Raw genomic sequence first — 17,596 nt, 5'->3', positions numbered from 1 at the left:
AAATTATATACCCACCATACCACAGGAGCCGCCCGGAAAAGAAGACTTTCACAAATTATACGCGGTTATCCGCATGTCGACGTTGTAACTCTTGAACCATTTCTGCATGTCTGCTGTCCGTCAGCTTGTACATTTTACCGATGACCAGCATGGCCAAAGCCAGGGCAACAGCCGGATAGAGACAAAGCAATGCCTTGATCCCAAGCAGCGTTCCAGAGGACTGAACCACATTCGGAACATACCCGATGAGCGCTAGTCCAATACCCGATAGAAAGCCAGACAAGGATTGAGCCAACTTACGTGAAAAGTTAAATAACGAGTAAGTAATCCCTTCTTTACGCTCTCCGGATGACCATTCGCCATAATCAATGATATCGGACACGAATGCCCAGGTCACCCCGTTAGGAATACTAATACCAATGAACGAAATACTGGCCAGGATTGTGAAAATGTATACATTGGAAGGCATAAAAAAGTTAATGGAGTCGGCAATGACACTAACCAGCATCCCCAGTATGGCTGTTTTTCGTTTACCGAAGCGCCGTACCAGCTTGGGCAGGAATAACACACCCAGTAGCGACGAACCGATAATAATAAAATTCATATAAGCCATTAATTCTACATGCCCCAAGTTATATTCGGCAAAATAGATCAGCAGTGCGGACTTGATATTGTAGGCGGATATGGTGAAAATCGTCATCAAAACGAGTACCAGCAAAGGCTTGTTATTCGTAAAGGTATGCACAATAACGCCTATAGATAGCTTCTCTTTTGGCCCGGACTGGCTAATAATACGTTCTTTCGTTCCTCGGTAACATATGATGAAAGCGATCACACCAATGAGTGACATAATCCCCATCACAACCGGATAGCCAACATGGTGGTTAGGAAACAGTAAAATAAGCGGCATGACAACGACACTGGTGACGAATAATGCGCCCAGAGATCCCGCCTGACGGAAAGATGACAATGAAGCACGCTGATGAGTATCCTGCGTAATGGCGGCACCCAGCGAGCCGTATGGAATGTTTACAATAGAGTAGCCGATCCCCCAGATCATATAGGACGCATAGGCGTAAATGAGTTTTCCTGTGGGGGAAATATTCGGCGAAATAAAGGTTAGAACCGTAAGAATTGCAAGGATAACGCTTCCAACGATAAGAAAAGGCCTAAATTTTCCACGTGCACCGATATGTTTGCGATAATCAACAAAGGACCCGACAATGGGATCACAGATGGCGGCAAACAGCTTGCTGACCAAGAAAATGCCTGCGGCGGCTCCTGCAGAAACCCCAGCTACATCTGTAAAAAATTTCAGCAAATACAACTGCCCCAAATCAAACATGAATCCGTTTCCAAAGTCACCCATACCATACGAAATCTTTTCTTTCAGGCTAATATGCTCGCCTGTCTTGTTGTCAGTTTGGACGCTCTCCTGCACGATAGGCACTCCCATACCTACACACTCCTCTATGTTTGTAATTATTTTCACATATCTAGTTCAGGATTTTGCAAAATTCGATTCCAGTCGCTCCGAAGTGCAAGATACAGACGAACTAAACCATTTCGATCTATATCTTGTTCATTGGAAGTCGCTTATGGGATTTTTGCAAAATCCTCAGTTGATAACTATTTTGTTTTCAATTGCTCTTACCGGGAGTTTGAAACAAGCTCCTGGCAAGAGCAATTTTTTATAAAGTTAGTGAGTTCTCACCTTAGGCGGTAGCTTCACTTACTATGAACGACCGTTGGGAAATTAAAATATTGCTCAGCGTTATTGTAGCAAATGTTTTGTACCATTGCTCCGAGCAGTTCCAGATCCTCAGGCGCCTTACCCTCCTGAACCCACGTCCCAATTAAGTCACAGAGTATACGGCGGAAATATTCATGGCGTGTGTAGGAGAGGAAGCTGCGGGAATCCGTCAGCATACCAATAAAGCGGGACAGCACCCCGTAGTTAGCCAGCAACTTCATCTGCTCCTGCATGCCTTCGATATGGTCGTTATACCACCATGCCGTGCCAAACTGGATTTTCCCTACAGTTCCACCGGATTGGAAGCAGCCCGCGAGACTTGCCAGTACTGGATAATCAACCGAATTAAGCGAATACAAAATGGTTCTTGGTAATCCTCCTGCCAGCTCCTGTGCGTCCAGCAATGCCGCCAATGGACGAGCGATGGAGCCATCATTTACGGCATCGTAGCCTGTATCCGGTCCCAAATGACGGAACATAGCCGTGTTGTTGTTACGCAGCGCGTGAATGTGGTATTGCATAGCCCAGCCATGTTCTGCATACTGTTTGCCAAGGAAAACCAGAACGTACGATTTATATTTCGCCTCCTCTAAAGGAGTCACATGGCCTTCCTCCAGCGCCTTGCTGAATATGGCTGCCGCTTCCTCAAGTGTCGTTTCTTCATAGACTACAGTATCCAGCGCATGATCAGATACCCGGCCTCCGGCAGCATGGAAATGACGCACCCGGCTCGCCAACGCATTCAAAAATCCTTCCAAGCCAGAAACATCCAGTCCGCTGACTTCACCCAACCGAGCCACCCAAGGCTGGAAAGTTTCACGATTAATTTCCAAAGCTTTGTCGGGGCGGAAGCTTGGCAGCACTGCCACTGGGAAATCGGTCAGCTTGCTGATTTGTTTGTGGTATTCGAGATGGTCTGTCGGATCATCCGTGGTGCACACTACAGTTACCTTCGAGTTCACAATCAGATCACGTGCGCCAAAGCCCTTTCCCTGCAGCTTTTGGTTTACCTTTTCCCAGATCACTGGTGCGTTCTGTTCATTCAGCAGCTCATAGACACCAAAAAATCGTTGAAGCTCCAAATGCGTCCAGTGGTACAGCGGGTTGCCGATCAGTGTAGGTACGGTTTTGGCCCAAGCCAAAAATTTGTCATAATCTTCACCATCCCCCGTAATCAGGCGTTCCTCAACCCCATTGGCCCGCATAAGTCTCCACTTGTAATGATCTCCGTACAACCAAGCTTCCGTAATATTCTTGAACGCTTTATTTTCATAAATTTCTTGTGGACTTAAATGACAATGATAGTCGATAATCGGCATATCCTTGGCGAACTGATGGTACAAGATTTCAGCCGTTGGATTGCTCAACAAAAAGTTTTCGTCTAAAAACGCTTTAGTCATTACTCTCTCATCCCTTCTATAATCGTGTTTCCTAATAAATTGTTAACGTTAACAAAAATGTTCGAACTCTACTTGTTTTTCAACAATAGCATTCTCCATCACATAGCAGATCTCGTGATTACACAAGATAATAAAGCTGTAATACGATACCTGTACATCATTTCAAGCTGGATTACTTCACCTTAAATTTAATGTTTACGTTAACAACAATTACATTGTAACCGCTATCCTTTGTAGAGGAAAGTGATTTTTATCATGTGAGAGGACAAAAAAACCGACCTTCCACTCTTTGGGGCAGATCTGTTTTGCATTTCGTCTATGTCCTGCACCATCCAACACCAAAAAGGAATTTTTAAAAGACTCATTGTGATAGGTGCCATTTCCTTCACATCCGCCGAGCACATCTGCCATTGCAATAGCAACCCATTCCAAGTCTCCGCACTTTTTATTTTCCCCGAAGAATCAAACTTTGAAAACGCTTTATATATTTTCAATCTTTTTCAGAAAATTTCCTTCTTGAAAATACCAGTTATTGTATTATAATTGTCATATACATCCATTGTTTTACATTGAAAGTATTTCATTAGTTTATTTCAAAGATGAAAAGAAGAGGTGGTAGCATTGAGTACCAAAGTTCAAGCTGTCCAAGTAAAGACCGATACTAGAGGAGCAGACCTTGTTGTCGATTGTTTGATCAAGCAAGGGGTGACGCATATTTTTGGCATTCCAGGTGCCAAGATCGATTCTGTTTTTGATGTTCTTCAAGATCGGGGCCCAGAATTAATCATATGCCGTCATGAACAAAATGCTGCCTTTATGGCCGCTGCAGTCGGTCGATTAACTGGAAAGCCGGGCGTATGTCTTGTCACCTCTGGCCCCGGCGCATCCAATTTGGCGACAGGACTTGTCACCGCGAATGCAGAGAGTGATCCTGTTGTCGCTCTTGCAGGTGCCGTTCCAAGATCCGAACGCCTGAAACGCACGCATCAATCCATGGATAACGCCGGACTATTCGAGCCCATCACCAAATACAGTGTAGAAGTAGAGCATCCTGATAATGTACCGGAAGCTATTACTAACGCATTTCGGATTGCGACCTCAGCCCAGCCTGGAGCCACTTTTGTCAGTCTGCCGCAGGACGTGTTGACTTCGTCATCTGAAGTAACAGCTATTGAGAAGATCTCCCTTCCCCAGCTTGGAATCGCACCCGCCGGGCTCATCAAACAAGTCGCAGAGCAACTCAAAAAAGCCAAGTTGCCCGTACTTCTCCTCGGCATGAAAGCCAGCACACCCGAAGCCACAGCTGCCATCCGTGCACTGATCAGAAACACGGATTTGCCTGTAGTTGAAACTTTTCAAGCCGCTGGAGCCATTTCCCGGGAGCTGGAAAGCCACTATTTTGGGAGAGTCGGTCTGTTCCATAATCAGCCGGGTGACATGCTTCTTGGAGCGGCAGATCTGGTACTGACGATTGGCTATGATCCTATTGAATATGATCCAAAAAACTGGAACATTCCTGCAAACCGAACCCTCATTCATCTGGATGATCATCAAGCAGATATTGATCATGATTATCAACCCGATTACGAGCTTATCGGGAATATAGCCCTGATTGTGAGTAGCCTTGCAGAAGAATTGCCTACCTTAAAGCTATCTAGAGCCTCCTGCAACCAATTAAAACGTCTTCACCATGATCTAAGCGAGCAAGAGGCTGTACCTGTACGCAAGCATGACTATCTGATTCATCCATTACAATTCATTCGCACACTGCGCAGCCTGATTGACGATAACGTCACAGTCACTTGTGATGTCGGCTCACACTACATTTGGATGGCACGATATTTCCGTTCGTATGAGCCGCGTCGCCTTCTATTCAGCAACGGGATGCAGACGTTAGGCGTAGCACTTCCTTGGGGGATTGCTGCTACACTCGTCAACCCCGGTCAAAAAGTCGTTTCTATTTCCGGAGACGGAGGATTTCTTTTTTCATCTATGGAGCTCGAAACCGCCGTACGTCTTAACTCACCATTGGTGCATATCGTATGGAGAGATGGTTCCTATGACATGGTCGCTTTTCAGCAACAGATTAAATACGGAAGAACGTCTGGTGTAAAATTTGGAGATGTTGATGTAGTGAAATATGCTGAAAGCTTCGGGGCCACTGGATTACGCGTGCACTCTCCTGAAGAACTAGAAAGTGTATTGCAGCAGGCACTTCATACCGATGGTCCTGTGGTTGTCGATATTCCGATTGATTATCAGGATAACATCCAATTGGGACGTAAACTGCTGCCTAACCAATTAAACTAACCTTAACCATGCCTCACTCGTGACGGCTTTATGACAATTATGGAGTATAACGTTTTTTTTATGATTTTTTTGAGTTATTCATGTTATTTACTGAAATTTTACGTTTATTATTGAAAAAGAAAGAAAATAAATGCATACAATTACAAAAGGAAGTGTATTGCCATGACCGTTGCACAATTGGAAACCAAGCAAGAAACTGATCATGATATTTACCAAACGTCCACCATGCTTGCTTTATTAGATGGTCTTTACGACGGAGTCGTTGCGTTCGAGGAACTGCAAAAGCACGGGGATTTCGGACTCGGTACCTTTGATCAACTCAATGGCGAGATGATCGCGTTCGATGGTGAATTTTATCACTTGCTTCCAGACGGTACGGCCCATCGCGTAAAACCAGAAGAAACTACTCCATTTTCCACCGTCACCTTTTTTCATGAAGATTTCACATATACTATTGACCGTCCCATGCATCGTGAAGAGCTGGAGGCTCTGCTGTTAACGTTGTTTCCAAGCCGTAATCTGTTTTATGCCTTCCGTATGGATGGTACTTTTCGTGAAGTAAAGACACGGACCGTGCCTCACCAAGTTAAACCATACAAACCGTTTATCGAAGCGACCAAGTCACAGCCTACCTTCACTTTTAATGAGGCTTCCGGCGTGATTACAGGTTTTTGGACACCTGCCTATGCTCAAGGTATTGGGGTAGCTGGATTTCATCTGCATTTTATTAACGATGAACGCACCGGAGGTGGGCATGTCTTTGATTTTATCGTCGAAAAGTGCACCATCCGCATTTGTCAAAAATCCAATCTGCACCTGGTCCTGCCCGATACCCCGGACTACTTGAAGGCCAACCTATCCAGAGAAAACCTGGAGAAGGAAATCGCCGTTACTGAAGGTGCACAGTAATCGCAGTTATTTAACTCATCAAGTTACGGACCCCATAGCTAAACAATAAACAGCAAAAGATCACAGTCAGAGAGAATTATTGCTCTCTGACTGTGATCTTTTTATTTACGAGCGTATATACACGTTACTGCTTATGCTCTCACTCCGGTTCACCTATGCCTCGATCTGATCCAGTTTATCTGCATAATATTGAATGGCACGTGAGTACTCCTGTGTAGATAAATCCGAGGTCGTCTCAGCCACCTCCATTAGCAGCTTCTGCATGGCTTTCCCGTATTTCCCCAGATTATACAACACCATCGCGTAAAATACCCGAAACGGTCTGTAATCCGGAAATTCGTTCATTCCTGTTTCCAACCACGCTTTCGCCTTGGCGTAATCTCCCAATACACGATATGTACTGCTTAGTCCCAGGATGGCTCCTTTTCTTGATTCTGCGGATAACGCCATACCTAGGCTTTTTTCATAATAGGCAACCGCTTCCCTCTCTAAGCCCAATGAATCATGCGTCCAAGCTGTCTGATACCACAATTCTGCATCATTTTGCTGCTGTTCTAATGCCTTTAAAAGAAGCTTACGTGCTTTCTCTGCTTGCCCTGTTCGTCTATGCTCGTCAGCTTGCGCCATGATATCGTTCATATTCATCCTCCACTTCTGACTCATGCCTATCTTTGAGGTATATGTTACCCGACATTTGAATGCAATGTAAATGGAGTTTTTCCTAAGATTTGAAATCCAAAAAAACGACCCTCCCTTTAGGAGAGCCGCTATATTTCCTAATTGAAGTTACGGTTTATTTAACCCTTCAATGATCCTACAGTTAGTATTCCCGCTACACGCTGCGCGTCGAAAATACGAGAAAGCTCCTCCACTGCCGTCAAGTACAGTAGACCGTTGCCCTCCAGCTTAGGAGAATTGCCCAGTGGAATCGTGCGTTTGATGAGTTGTGCGTATAATTCCGGTTCGGTGAGATCACGCTCAAAGCTCGCATTCGCCAGCTGCTTAATCAACGCCAATGCACCTGCTACGTGCGGAGTAGCCATCGAAGTTCCGCTAAAGGTCGCATATTTGCCGCCCGGAACGGTTGATAAAATATCTTCTCCCGGTGCAACCAAATCCACCTCATTATTAGAATTACTAAATTCTGAGGTGTGCCTGTCAAAATTGATAGCACCTACGCTAATCACTTCATTATAGCAGCCGGGGTAGCCGAGCTCGTCCGTTCTGTCGTCACCATCTCCCTCATTTCCAGCTGCACAGATGACTAAGATTTGGCTAGCTACAGCCTTTTTTACTGCTTCATGAAGCTCTGGCACATCCTCAGAACCGCCAAGTGACATCGATATGATATCTGCCTTTTGCTCAATCGCATAATAGATGCCTTGAATAATCCAGTCATATTGACCGGAGCCCTGCTTGTTTAGCACTTTGATGATGAGCAGGTCTGCCTCTGGAGCAACACCCACGACACCATCCGCATTTTCTGCTGCTGCAATGGTTCCTGCCACATGCGTACCATGACCGTTGTAATCCTTGAAAATTTCCGGATCACCTTGATCATCATCCGTGAAATTCCGGCCGCCAATAATGCGCGCCTTCAAATCAGGATGGTCCGAATCACAGCCCGTGTCCAGCACCGCCACCTTCACGCCTCGGCCTCGAGTCTGGTTCCATACCGCAGGAGCCTGAATCAGCTCTACACCTCGCGGTATTTCATTCACTTGTTGCTCCTGCTTGATCACTTGGTAAGGAATGATATGCACTTTACGTTCCATCTTATTCCCTCCTTCATGGATTCAATCGGAAACCATCCGTCTTTGAAACTTTGAAAACCTCTACTACATTCGAGGTTACTATATTCTAGCAATTTTTGAAAAGTTTGAACATCCCCATTTTGCTTATTTTTGTAAAAAAACAGACATCCTCCAATTCGCTTGAAGAATGTCTGTTGTAGAATCTCTTTCAGCCTTAGGCTGATTCCGCCTGAAGTTCAGCCTTAGATAACAGCGATTTGTGCTGCCATTTCCGCCCCTTCCAGCGTAAATAGTGGAAAATGCCTCGTACCCACTCATCGCAGGCATGTGCAATCCACACTCCCAGCACACCATATCCCATATGAATGCCCAGCACATATGCTAGCGGGATTTTAATCCCCCACATTGAAATAATGGCCATCATCAACGGGAACTGAACATCTCCCGCCGCTCGCAAGGAGTTAATGACAACATGATTAAACACTCGGCCCGGCTCCAGCAATATACAGAAGAGCAAAATTGCTGCCCCTAATTGAATGATCGCCGGCTCATCTGTAAAGATCGCCATCACTTCATATCGGAAAAAGGATACTACCACGATCACAGCAATCGTAATGACCAAAGACCATTTTAGGCTCCGTAAAAGTTGATGATAGGCCTTTTCCTTGTCTCCTGCTCCAATCAGGCGGGCAACAATAATTTCTGTCCCCTCACCTACAGCCATTCCAAATACCATAAAAAAGTACACAATTGTATTCGTATAAAAATGGGTTGCGATCGCCGTTGTACCCATAAAGCTGACAAACCGGGTCACCATCATTTGGCTAAGCTGATAAGACAACCATTCCAGCCCGGCAGGAATACCAATCTTCAGGATGGCTACCAGCTTACTCCATTGAAGCTGTACATAATACCGGATGCGAATCGGCGCACTTACACGCTTGTACAGCAGTAGAAAAATCCAGACACATGCTACAGCACGGCTAATAACCGTTGAAATCGCTGCTCCCGCCACTCCCATCTGCGGCAGACCAAACCAGCCATAAATGAGCAGCGCATTTCCCACGATATGCAATATATTCATACCAATGCCCACGATCATCGTATCTTTAGTAAAACCATGCGATCGAATAACCGGACCTGCAGTTAGCATGAGCGCTTCCAGAAACAACGAACCCCCTGCCAGCATCATATAAATCTCTGCATTTTCCTTAATCGTCGGGGTAATATGGTAAAAGGATAGTAAAAAATCCCGGCTCACAATAAACATCAAACTCAGCGCCAGACCAAACACCAGATTAAAGGTTAGTGCCGAAGCCGTAACACGGCTTGCATCCACATGCTTTTGCGCCCCCAATAGCTGAGCAATGATCACACCTACACCAAGACCAAGCAGATTGAAAAGTATAATCGTAAATTCAATCAACTGTCTTGATACACCCACAGCCGATACAACCTCATCAGAAACATGGCTTAGCATGAACGTATCCACGCTACCCATCAAAATGTGAAACAACATCTCTATAAAGATCGGCCAAGTGATGGCAAAAACCGTCATCGTTTTAACGGCTTGTGCTTGCTTGGAACCGTTTTCCTGAGACAGTGACATCCTTCCGTATTCCTCCTAAATGCGACCCAATTATTACTTAATACCTACACGTCAATATCGATAACACTTACTCAAACATAAAAAGTCATATGCTTTTTATCGTTTCTATAATAGTCCAAGCGGTCCTGCAATTGTCCTGTGTGGAATTCAAACTTATGTCCGTCTGGATCTGTAAAATAGACCGACCTTTTGTCCTGTTCATTCCGCTCTCTTCCGGGCAAAATGGTGGCATTAAAAGTTCTCAGCTTGTTAAGCATGCTCTCAAAATCCGCTTCCGCTACCGAAAATGCAATATGCGTATAGGATTGATGAATTTCATTTCTTGGGATATCCTCCTCCACATTGAGGGCCAGCCACATTCCCAAGCAGTCCAGGTAAGCCAACTTACGTCCTTTAACGAGCAGTTTTCCATCTAGTATATTCTGATAGAAATGTATAGACTTCTCCAAATCAGACACCGAAAAGCAAATATGATTCCACCCTTGTATGCTCATGTTCCCTATTCCTTTCAGCAAATCCTGTCTAGCCAATAGGTCCACGCTTCTATATATTGATCTAGATCTCCCGGATGATGCCGAATGCAGGTAGCAATACGAAAGTATAATCCTTGTAGTACCTCCCTGTTCAGCTCGTATTCCCCTGTCATCTCCGGCCCAAGCTTCTCTAAGGCAGGCAAAATAGTATCGACGGTCAGCCTATCGGGTGAAGAACAAAAGGCGTATATCAGATCATACAGAGGCTCTCCCACGACTGGGTCAGGATCAATAATGCCTGTCAACGTACCATTTTCGGCAAACACAAAATTATGTACTCCACAGTCACCATGAAGCAAATATTTAATATTCCGTTGCGGCGATCCGGCCACAAGGGTATGGACGAACCGATGATCCTCTGGGGGTAAAACGTCTTGTATGATCTTTTCAGATTCCTTCGTTCTGTGCAGCAGAAAATCTCTCCATTCCACAAACGGGTGGTCCGGATAACCATAATGACGTTCCTCACCAAAAGGCTTATAGTGCGAGATCACCTCCGTCGCCAGACGAAGTAACAAATCGCTTTTGTTTCGTCCATGATACTGTGTGAGCCCTGACCTAAACGTGTACACCAAATAACGGTGCAACGGATCTACATAAACCAAACGCGATAGTTTCTCAACCTGTACATAGGTATGTAAGAATTCTGCCTCGGCTTCTACGACAGCGGGATCATTTTGCTTAATCACGTATCGCGGCTTAGTTCCGTCCATGACAACAACCACTTTGCTCGAAGTTCCGCCGGTCAGCGGTTTGAGATTTCGCATATGGCTTTCAAGCACGCCCGTTTCGTGAAGCTCATTCAAGATCAGTTGAACATCCATCTTACGCCCTCCCTCCATGCGTCTGATCGACAATGCGGCTGGCGATTTGGATATTTCATTAAGATCCAACACGTTCGCCAGCCGCTCTTCTTTTAAAAATAAATCTTTTCATGCTCCGCATAGATTTCAAGCGCCCGCTCCATCTTATGCACATAGGTCTCATCCTGACTAGAACATAGAAATGTAATGTGTCCCTCCTGCGATGGACCGGATTTTGGCGAAGGCTCCAGCAAATTACGCTCAGACAACACCTGTTTCAACCGTCTAACTGTTCCCTGGCTCCCGTCAATTAACTGAATATGAGAAGGCAGTAGTTCCCTTAGAATCTCCTTATAAAAAGGATAATGGGTACACCCCAATACCACCGTACCGTATATGTCGAGATTGAACGAAGACAGCTCACGGTTAAAATATTCGGACATTTCTGCCCGATCAAAATTCAACTGTTCGCAATAATGTACTAGCTCCGGCAGAGGTAGTGAGTCCACGCTCCCATGATCGTCAACCCTGGATACCAGCGCTGCATAACAGGATTGTTTCAAGGTCAATGGTGTGGCTAACACCAGAACTCTTTTACCATTGGATCGGTTCATCTCGACCGCTGGCTTCACTGCTGGCTCCATACCAATAATCGGAATAGGATATTCTTTCCTTAGCTCCGCAACCGCGATACTTGTAGCCGTATTGCAGGCAATTACCAATGCCTTAACATCTTCTTTTAGAATCGTTTGTACTGAAGCCTTGACATAACCAAGCACCTCTTGGGGAGTTTTCGTCCCGTAAGGCACATGGAGGGTATCCGCCATGTATACAAAATTTTCGTTTGGCAAACGTCTTAGTGCCTCGGACAATACTGTAATTCCACCTAATCCTGAATCAAAAAAACCTATCTTCAAGCTACTCACCTTTTTTCGTTCAACTATTGTGCTATATCTTGCTGGCACCATGTTCATTTTCTTCTTCGCCTACTCAAACCATTCTCTTCATTAAACTTTACATTTAAATTTTACCGCAAAACTGATATTTTGCAAAAGAAACACGTAAAATTTTCAGTGTAAAAAATAAAGTAGCTTTTCAAAGTAAATTTAATATAAAAGTGTTGACAGATATTATCTTTATATTGTAATATTACTTGGTAACTTACTAACTTAACTTACTTATTCAACTTACTTAGGGGGAAATAAATCATGTCTAAAGTATTATTTGTTAAAGCTAATGATCGTACAGCTGAAGAATCTGCAACAGTTAAATTGTATAACGCCTTCGTAGAAAGCTACAAGTCTTCCCACCCAACTGATGAAATCACTGAGCTGGACCTGTTCTCCGTCGAGCTTCCTTATTTGAACGCTAACATGATCAACGGCACGTTCAAATCCGCTAGAGGCATGGAGCTGAACGCAGAAGAAGCTCGCCTGGCAAACATTGCTAATGGCTACCTGGATCAATTCCTGGCAGCAGACAAAGTCGTATTTGCTTTCCCGCTCTGGAACATGACGATTCCAGCTGTACTGCATACGTACATTGACTACCTGAACCAAGCTGGTAAAACATTCAAATACACTGCTGAAGGTCCTGTTGGTCTCGTAACTGAAACTAAAGTAGCCCTGCTGAATGCAAGAGGCGGCGTTTATTCCGAAGGACCAGCTGCTGCAGCTGAAATGTCTTTGAACTTCATGAACAACATCTTATCCTTCTTCGGAGTGAAAGACATCGTGAAAGTTGTTCTGGAAGGACATAATCAATCTCCAGATCAAGCACAAGAAATCGTTGCTTCTGCTGTACAACGTGCAGTAGACACAGCAAAATCGTTCTAATCATATATTATGAAGAGAAGAGGATATCCGCGCCCTATATGGGCTGGATATCCTCTTTTTTTGTTATAAAGTATAAAAAAACACGTGCTCCCCTGATCTATGATCAAGTGAAAGCACGTGTTTGTGAAATGAGATTACTTCTATTTTAAGGAATGAATTGCTGCACGATTTTTATAACTTTACCCTCACGAAGCGTAATATGGTATGGAAATTGACTGAGGTCCAGAACGTCCTTTTTAGCAAAATCTTTCTCAAACTGTGCCAGAGGAATCGATTCGTTCCATTGCACGTCTGTATCTTCTATGTTACCCGTGTGATCATAAATCTGCACCTCTACCGAAGCATCTGGTGCAACCTGATACACGTCATTTTGCACGGAATTGTTTACGATGTAATAGCCGTCTGGAGCTCCATCCAATCCTGTATTTCCTTCATGCTCCAATAATGCTTTGTCAGCTGCCGCGCCTTCATACCATTCAATCGGGTCTGCCGACAAATAAATTTGTCCGTCACGAATCTCCATTTGGTTTATATATACGGTCTCCTGATTTTCAGCAGCTGCTACAGGCGTGTAGCCTTGCGCTGTTGCCCCTGCCGTCGTAATCAGCATCATCATTAAAGCCAATACGGTCCATTTCGAAGCTAGTTTCATCATGTCTGATCTCTCCTTGCCGTTTGGGTATGTACACGGTGTCTGTAAGCTTCATTACCCTTGTGTACTTATCATAAACGTTGCACGGTTAAAAAGTGTATCAGATACATAAAAAAGAAGTTACGATTTTTTAAGACTTGGTCTTAAAACTTGATAACATGTCCTATTTATCTTTGCTATCTTAATAACCCGACCTGACGTGCCTGTTCTTCGGTGAGAATAAACTCTTCATTTTGCCATACTTCGTCCTCTTTGGTTACAGCAAACATCCCCATGATCTCTGTCCATATTCCTTTGTCGACGGCTTCCTTTTGCGTAATGATAATTTTCATTTCGTTTCCTCCTCCTGTAAAATATGAGCAATCCAAGGCTGTCGATTTGTGTGTCCCACTTCGCGATCAGATGGTTTCTCCGATCGCTGTTGGAGCTTGATCGCTTCTCCGAAATCCATCTGCCGGCTTCGTTACTCAGTTTATCCTTGCCATTGCTCATTTTTCATGAGTTTGCCTCTAAAAAAGCCAACCACCTAAACTAATACTTAGGCCAAATATAATACTTTTATTTTAAGCCTCTAACCCTTATATGGAACTCACAATGCTTGTCCTAGATTTGCATTATCGGAGTGCTTGAGAGATTCTTGTCCCGCTTATAACATATGTACCCTTTTCCTGCCGAGATTATTCGTATCTTATTTGTAACCATAAAATTTTATATTATTTTTGTAGGTAGTGACTTCTTTTGAAATGACTAAGCCCTAAAATAAAAACGGCTGTAGGTTATCCTACGAGCCGTTTTCACTAAAAAATTTTCTATGCTTGGTTAATCTATCAGTACCATCAACATATACGTATTCAGTTATTGTTTCTGCATAAAAAAATGGTCGCCAAAAGCACTAAAGCAGCGGAGAGGACGGAATTGTTCTGAAGAAGCGGAGCGTTCGCCTTTGTCTCCGGATTTCTACCCTTGAACATACAAACAAGAAATCTGGGGGCAACAGCGATCGGAAGAATGATCCGTCCTCGTAGCGACCATTATCCGCATCACTATCACTTAACCACTCCGCATGATATAAATGTAGCGCTCCTTTTACACAGAAAAGTAAAAAGGCTGTACGCATACTGGCTTGGACACGGTTACTTGTTCCCCAGTGTAGGTCAAGCGTCCACTTGCCTTGTCCACTTTGAACGTAACAATGTTGTTGGTGTCGCGGTTGGCCACGAGCATATGGTCACCATTTGGAGTCAAAGCAAAATGGCGTGGATGCTCCCCTTCGGCAGATACATGCTCGACCAAGCTCAACTTGCCATTTGCTCCGTCTACAGCGTATACCACAATGCTGTCATGCCCGCGGTTGGAACCGTACAGATAAGCTCCATCCCCCGAAATCGCAATTTCAGCAGTTGTGTTTTCACCTGTAAAGTCAGACGGCAATGTCGGTACGCTCTCAAGCTCAGTGAGCTTGCCAGCCTCTGCATCGTATGCAAAAGAAGTAATGGAAGAATCCACTTCGTTAATGACAAAAGCAAATTTACCATTCGGGTGGAACGTCAAATGACGTGGACCTGCACCTGCATGGGTTTTCGTTTCACCATGAAGCACCAGTTGTCCTTTGCTGTCATCAATGGTGTAAACGCGGATCAGATCCAGACCGAGATCTTGTACGAACAGGAAGCGGCCATCCGGACTAAAGAAACTGGAATGTGGATGTGGACGATCCTGACGTTCAGGATGCGCTCCTTTGCCCTCATGCTGTTTAACATCTAGCAACTCACCGATACGTCCGTCCTCAGTAAGAGACACCAGTCCCACCATACCTCCATGGTAGCTGACTACAATAAGGTAGCGATCAGATGGATCACGCTGAATGTGGCAAGTTGTTGCACCCACGTTTTCCGCACGATTCAGCAATGTAAATGTTCCTTTAACTGGGTCAATTTCGAAAGCAGAGGCTTCGCCTACTTTCGCTCCTGCAGCAGAAGTCGTCTCTCCAATGGAATACAGCTTCCGATTTTTGACGTCCACATTCAGGAATGTAGGATTTTTCAAGCCGGAGAACTCATCCTGTAGTGTAAGTGCTCCTGTCTGTTCATTAAAAGTGTACGAATAAACTCCGTTACCTTCCAATTCGGCGTAAGAGCCTGCGAATACGAGCAATTTTTGTTGTGCTGTCATGGTTGTGTCCTCCTTGGATTAAAAAAATGATGGGCAATTGGAATGATTGCTCCTGTTACAAATATCGCTTTAAGAGGCGCGCTCCACCACGGGCTCTGTGGACAACGCCACATTTCCCGCTACGGCACGCGAGATCATGCATGAGGTTTCTGCCTGCTCTGCCAGTCGCAATGCTTGTTCGATCTGCGATTCTGTCGCATCGGCGGCCAATTGAACCTGCGGACGATGCACAATTCGGCGATATGTAAAAATATTGTTTGTTACATCGACAATCCCTTCGGATTCCAGCGCCAGTGATGCCACCGGGAGACTCGCGCGCTCCATCATAGCCGCCAACGTAATCAAATAGCAGGTAGCGGCGGCACCGAGCAGCATTTCATCTGGATTGGTGCCCACACCAGGGCCTCCCATCTCAGCCGGGATCGAAATTGCAGTCCGCAACTGTCCAGCCTCAATACGGCCGTCGCTGTTGCGCCCCCCGTTCCAGTCTGCCTTGAGCAGAAAGGTATGCTCCATTTCAGGTCACTCCTCTCTCTTATATTATGAATCTTTACACAGGTGAATGTAAAGGTTAGTCAATCTCCTGGTTTTTGGTTTCCGTACCCAGCAACCATACAGCCACTGCTCCGATCAAGATAGCTACGAAGAAAATCACAAAGATAGATGGTAACGCTACGCCTTGTCCTACGAGTATACCGACCGCAAAAGGCCCGATAACGCCTCCAATACGGCCAAACGCAGCCGCCATACCCACACCGGTAGAACGGACCGCTGTCGGGTACAATTCCGGAGTATAAGCGTACATGGCTCCCCAAGCACCGAGATTAAAAAAGGACAAGCAGATACCAGCAGCTAGCAGCATTCCCGCCGTTTCCGAGGTGCCGAACCAAATGGCGGACACTGCTGTGAGCAGCAAGTAGATGATCAGTACGAATTTGCGCCCCAGCTTTTCAATTAGATAGGCGGCGGTAAAGTAACCTGGTAGTTGCGCAAGCGTCATGATCAGTACATATTCAAAGCTTTTAACCAGTTCGAAACCTTTCATAAACATAATGCTCGGTAGCCACAGGAACATGCCGTAGTATGAAAATACAACTGTGAACCATAAAATCCACAGCATCAGCGTAGACTTGCGATGGGGTCCCGACCAAATCGAAGCCAATCGTGCACGCAGCGGAAGTTTAACGCTTTGCTGCTTGTAACGCGGTGAATCATCAATAGCTCTGCGCAGATAAAGAGCGTACAGCGCAGGTACTGCGCCGAGAATAAATGCCATTTGCCAACCATACTTCGGAATAACAAAATAAGCAATAAGAGCCGAAAGGATCCAGCCTGCCGCCCAGAAGCTTTCCAGCAGGACAACCGCTCTTCCTCGTTCTTTTACAGGCACTGATTCTGACACCAGCGTCGAAGCAACAGGCAATTCCCCGCCCAAGCCTGCACCAGCAATAAAACGCAGCACCAGCAGCATTCCGAGTCCTGTCGCCAAAGCTGATAAGCCGCTGGCAATAGAAAAGATCAACAATGTCCACACTAATATGGCGCGTCTGCCGTAACGATCCGCCAAAATCCCCGCCAAAGCGGCTCCGAACACCATTCCTATCGAATTCATTGCAGTCAGCAGTCCAATTTGCTCAGATCCCAGATGCCACTCCTTTGCCAACGCTGCGACTATAAATGAAAGCAGCCCCACATCCATAGCATCAAACAACCAGCTGAGCCCTGCGCTAAACAGCAATTTTCTTTTTTTGGCTGGTGGTAATGAAGTTAATTCACTCATGATTCGCTCTCCCTTAAAAATATATCGTATGTAGACGTATATTCAGGTGTCTTGTCACCTGTAGCCTAGCATCTATTGTACCGTAA

General features: G+C 45.1%; 17 protein-coding genes. 3 read left to right on the top strand and 14 right to left on the bottom strand.

What is annotated here, in order from left to right:
- Nucleotides 1-55: 55 nt before the first annotated feature.
- The 3 genes from JOE49_RS16240 to JOE49_RS16230 all read right to left on the bottom strand — a co-directional run bounded on the left by JOE49_RS16240 (nt 56) and on the right by JOE49_RS16230 (nt 3,564).
- Complete coding sequence (locus tag JOE49_RS16240; RefSeq protein WP_023988322.1) at nt 56-1,456, bottom strand: MFS transporter; 1,401 nt, start codon at nt 1,454-1,456, stop codon at nt 56-58.
- A gap of 272 nt (nt 1,457-1,728) precedes the next feature.
- Complete coding sequence (gene uxaC, locus JOE49_RS16235) at nt 1,729-3,153, bottom strand: glucuronate isomerase (RefSeq protein WP_209941872.1); 1,425 nt, start codon at nt 3,151-3,153, stop codon at nt 1,729-1,731.
- Between the two features lie 210 nt (nt 3,154-3,363).
- Nucleotides 3,364-3,564 (bottom strand): hypothetical protein, encoded by a 201-nt coding sequence (locus tag JOE49_RS16230; protein WP_209941863.1) that lies wholly within the window; start codon nt 3,562-3,564, stop codon nt 3,364-3,366.
- 210 nt (nt 3,565-3,774) lie between these two features.
- Here JOE49_RS16230 and alsS point away from each other — a divergent pair, with 210 nt between their 5' ends.
- The gene (gene alsS / locus JOE49_RS16225; protein WP_209941862.1) at nt 3,775-5,463 is read left to right on the top strand and encodes an acetolactate synthase AlsS; all 1,689 of its coding nucleotides are present in this window, start codon (nt 3,775-3,777) and stop codon (nt 5,461-5,463) included.
- 162 nt (nt 5,464-5,625) lie between these two features.
- Nucleotides 5,626-6,372 carry an acetolactate decarboxylase gene (gene budA / locus JOE49_RS16220; protein ID WP_023988318.1) on the top strand — a complete coding sequence of 249 codons (747 nt, stop codon included), beginning with the start codon at nt 5,626-5,628 and terminating at the stop codon, nt 6,370-6,372.
- Between the two features lie 153 nt (nt 6,373-6,525).
- Here the strand turns inward: budA and JOE49_RS16215 are convergent, their stop codons facing one another.
- The 6 genes from JOE49_RS16215 to murI all read right to left on the bottom strand — a co-directional run bounded on the left by JOE49_RS16215 (nt 6,526) and on the right by murI (nt 12,039).
- Nucleotides 6,526-7,011 carry a tetratricopeptide repeat protein gene (locus tag JOE49_RS16215; RefSeq protein ID WP_209941860.1) on the bottom strand — a complete coding sequence of 162 codons (486 nt, stop codon included), beginning with the start codon at nt 7,009-7,011 and terminating at the stop codon, nt 6,526-6,528.
- A 158-nt stretch (nt 7,012-7,169) separates the two neighbouring features.
- Nucleotides 7,170-8,147, bottom strand: coding sequence for a S8 family peptidase (locus tag JOE49_RS16210; protein WP_209941853.1), 978 nt, complete (start codon nt 8,145-8,147; stop codon nt 7,170-7,172).
- Between the two features lie 193 nt (nt 8,148-8,340).
- A complete protein-coding gene (locus JOE49_RS16205; protein WP_023988315.1) occupies nt 8,341-9,735 on the bottom strand; it encodes an MATE family efflux transporter in 1,395 nt (464 codons plus the stop codon).
- Nucleotides 9,736-9,806: 71 nt separating this feature from the next.
- Nucleotides 9,807-10,229: a metallothiol transferase FosB gene (fosB, locus tag JOE49_RS16200; protein ID WP_209941851.1), complete on the bottom strand. Its 423-nt coding sequence runs from the start codon at nt 10,227-10,229 to the stop codon at nt 9,807-9,809.
- A 14-nt stretch (nt 10,230-10,243) separates the two neighbouring features.
- A complete protein-coding gene (locus JOE49_RS16195) occupies nt 10,244-11,092 on the bottom strand; it encodes a phosphotransferase (protein WP_209941850.1) in 849 nt (282 codons plus the stop codon).
- Nucleotides 11,093-11,184: 92 nt separating this feature from the next.
- On the bottom strand, nt 11,185-12,039 hold the full coding sequence (gene murI / locus JOE49_RS16190; protein WP_076294858.1) for a glutamate racemase: 855 nt from the start codon (nt 12,037-12,039) through the stop codon (nt 11,185-11,187).
- Nucleotides 12,040-12,279: 240 nt separating this feature from the next.
- Between murI and JOE49_RS16185 the strand changes: the two genes are divergently transcribed.
- Nucleotides 12,280-12,906: an FMN-dependent NADH-azoreductase gene (locus JOE49_RS16185; protein ID WP_025723667.1), complete on the top strand. Its 627-nt coding sequence runs from the start codon at nt 12,280-12,282 to the stop codon at nt 12,904-12,906.
- A 145-nt stretch (nt 12,907-13,051) separates the two neighbouring features.
- On the opposite strand, the gene JOE49_RS16180 is transcribed toward JOE49_RS16185, so the two are convergent.
- The 5 genes from JOE49_RS16180 to JOE49_RS16160 all read right to left on the bottom strand — a co-directional run bounded on the left by JOE49_RS16180 (nt 13,052) and on the right by JOE49_RS16160 (nt 17,510).
- Complete coding sequence (locus tag JOE49_RS16180) at nt 13,052-13,561, bottom strand: hypothetical protein (protein ID WP_209941848.1); 510 nt, start codon at nt 13,559-13,561, stop codon at nt 13,052-13,054.
- A gap of 173 nt (nt 13,562-13,734) precedes the next feature.
- The gene (locus JOE49_RS16175) at nt 13,735-13,890 is read right to left on the bottom strand and encodes a hypothetical protein (protein ID WP_023988309.1); all 156 of its coding nucleotides are present in this window, start codon (nt 13,888-13,890) and stop codon (nt 13,735-13,737) included.
- A gap of 754 nt (nt 13,891-14,644) precedes the next feature.
- Nucleotides 14,645-15,730, bottom strand: a complete 1,086-nt coding sequence (locus tag JOE49_RS16170; RefSeq protein ID WP_209941846.1) for a lactonase family protein — start codon at nt 15,728-15,730, stop codon at nt 14,645-14,647.
- A 69-nt stretch (nt 15,731-15,799) separates the two neighbouring features.
- Nucleotides 15,800-16,246, bottom strand: a complete 447-nt coding sequence (locus JOE49_RS16165; protein WP_013310026.1) for an OsmC family protein — start codon at nt 16,244-16,246, stop codon at nt 15,800-15,802.
- A 55-nt stretch (nt 16,247-16,301) separates the two neighbouring features.
- Nucleotides 16,302-17,510, bottom strand: a complete 1,209-nt coding sequence (locus JOE49_RS16160; protein ID WP_209941840.1) for an MFS transporter — start codon at nt 17,508-17,510, stop codon at nt 16,302-16,304.
- Between the last annotated feature and the right edge of the window lie 86 nt (nt 17,511-17,596).

The organism is Paenibacillus sp. PvR133, from assembly GCF_017833155.1.
In the GTDB taxonomy this organism is placed as follows: Bacteria; Bacillota; Bacilli; order Paenibacillales; family Paenibacillaceae; genus Paenibacillus; species Paenibacillus polymyxa_B.
Note: the sequence above shows the minus strand (reverse complement) of the source record. Positions and strands in the feature narration are given on the sequence as shown.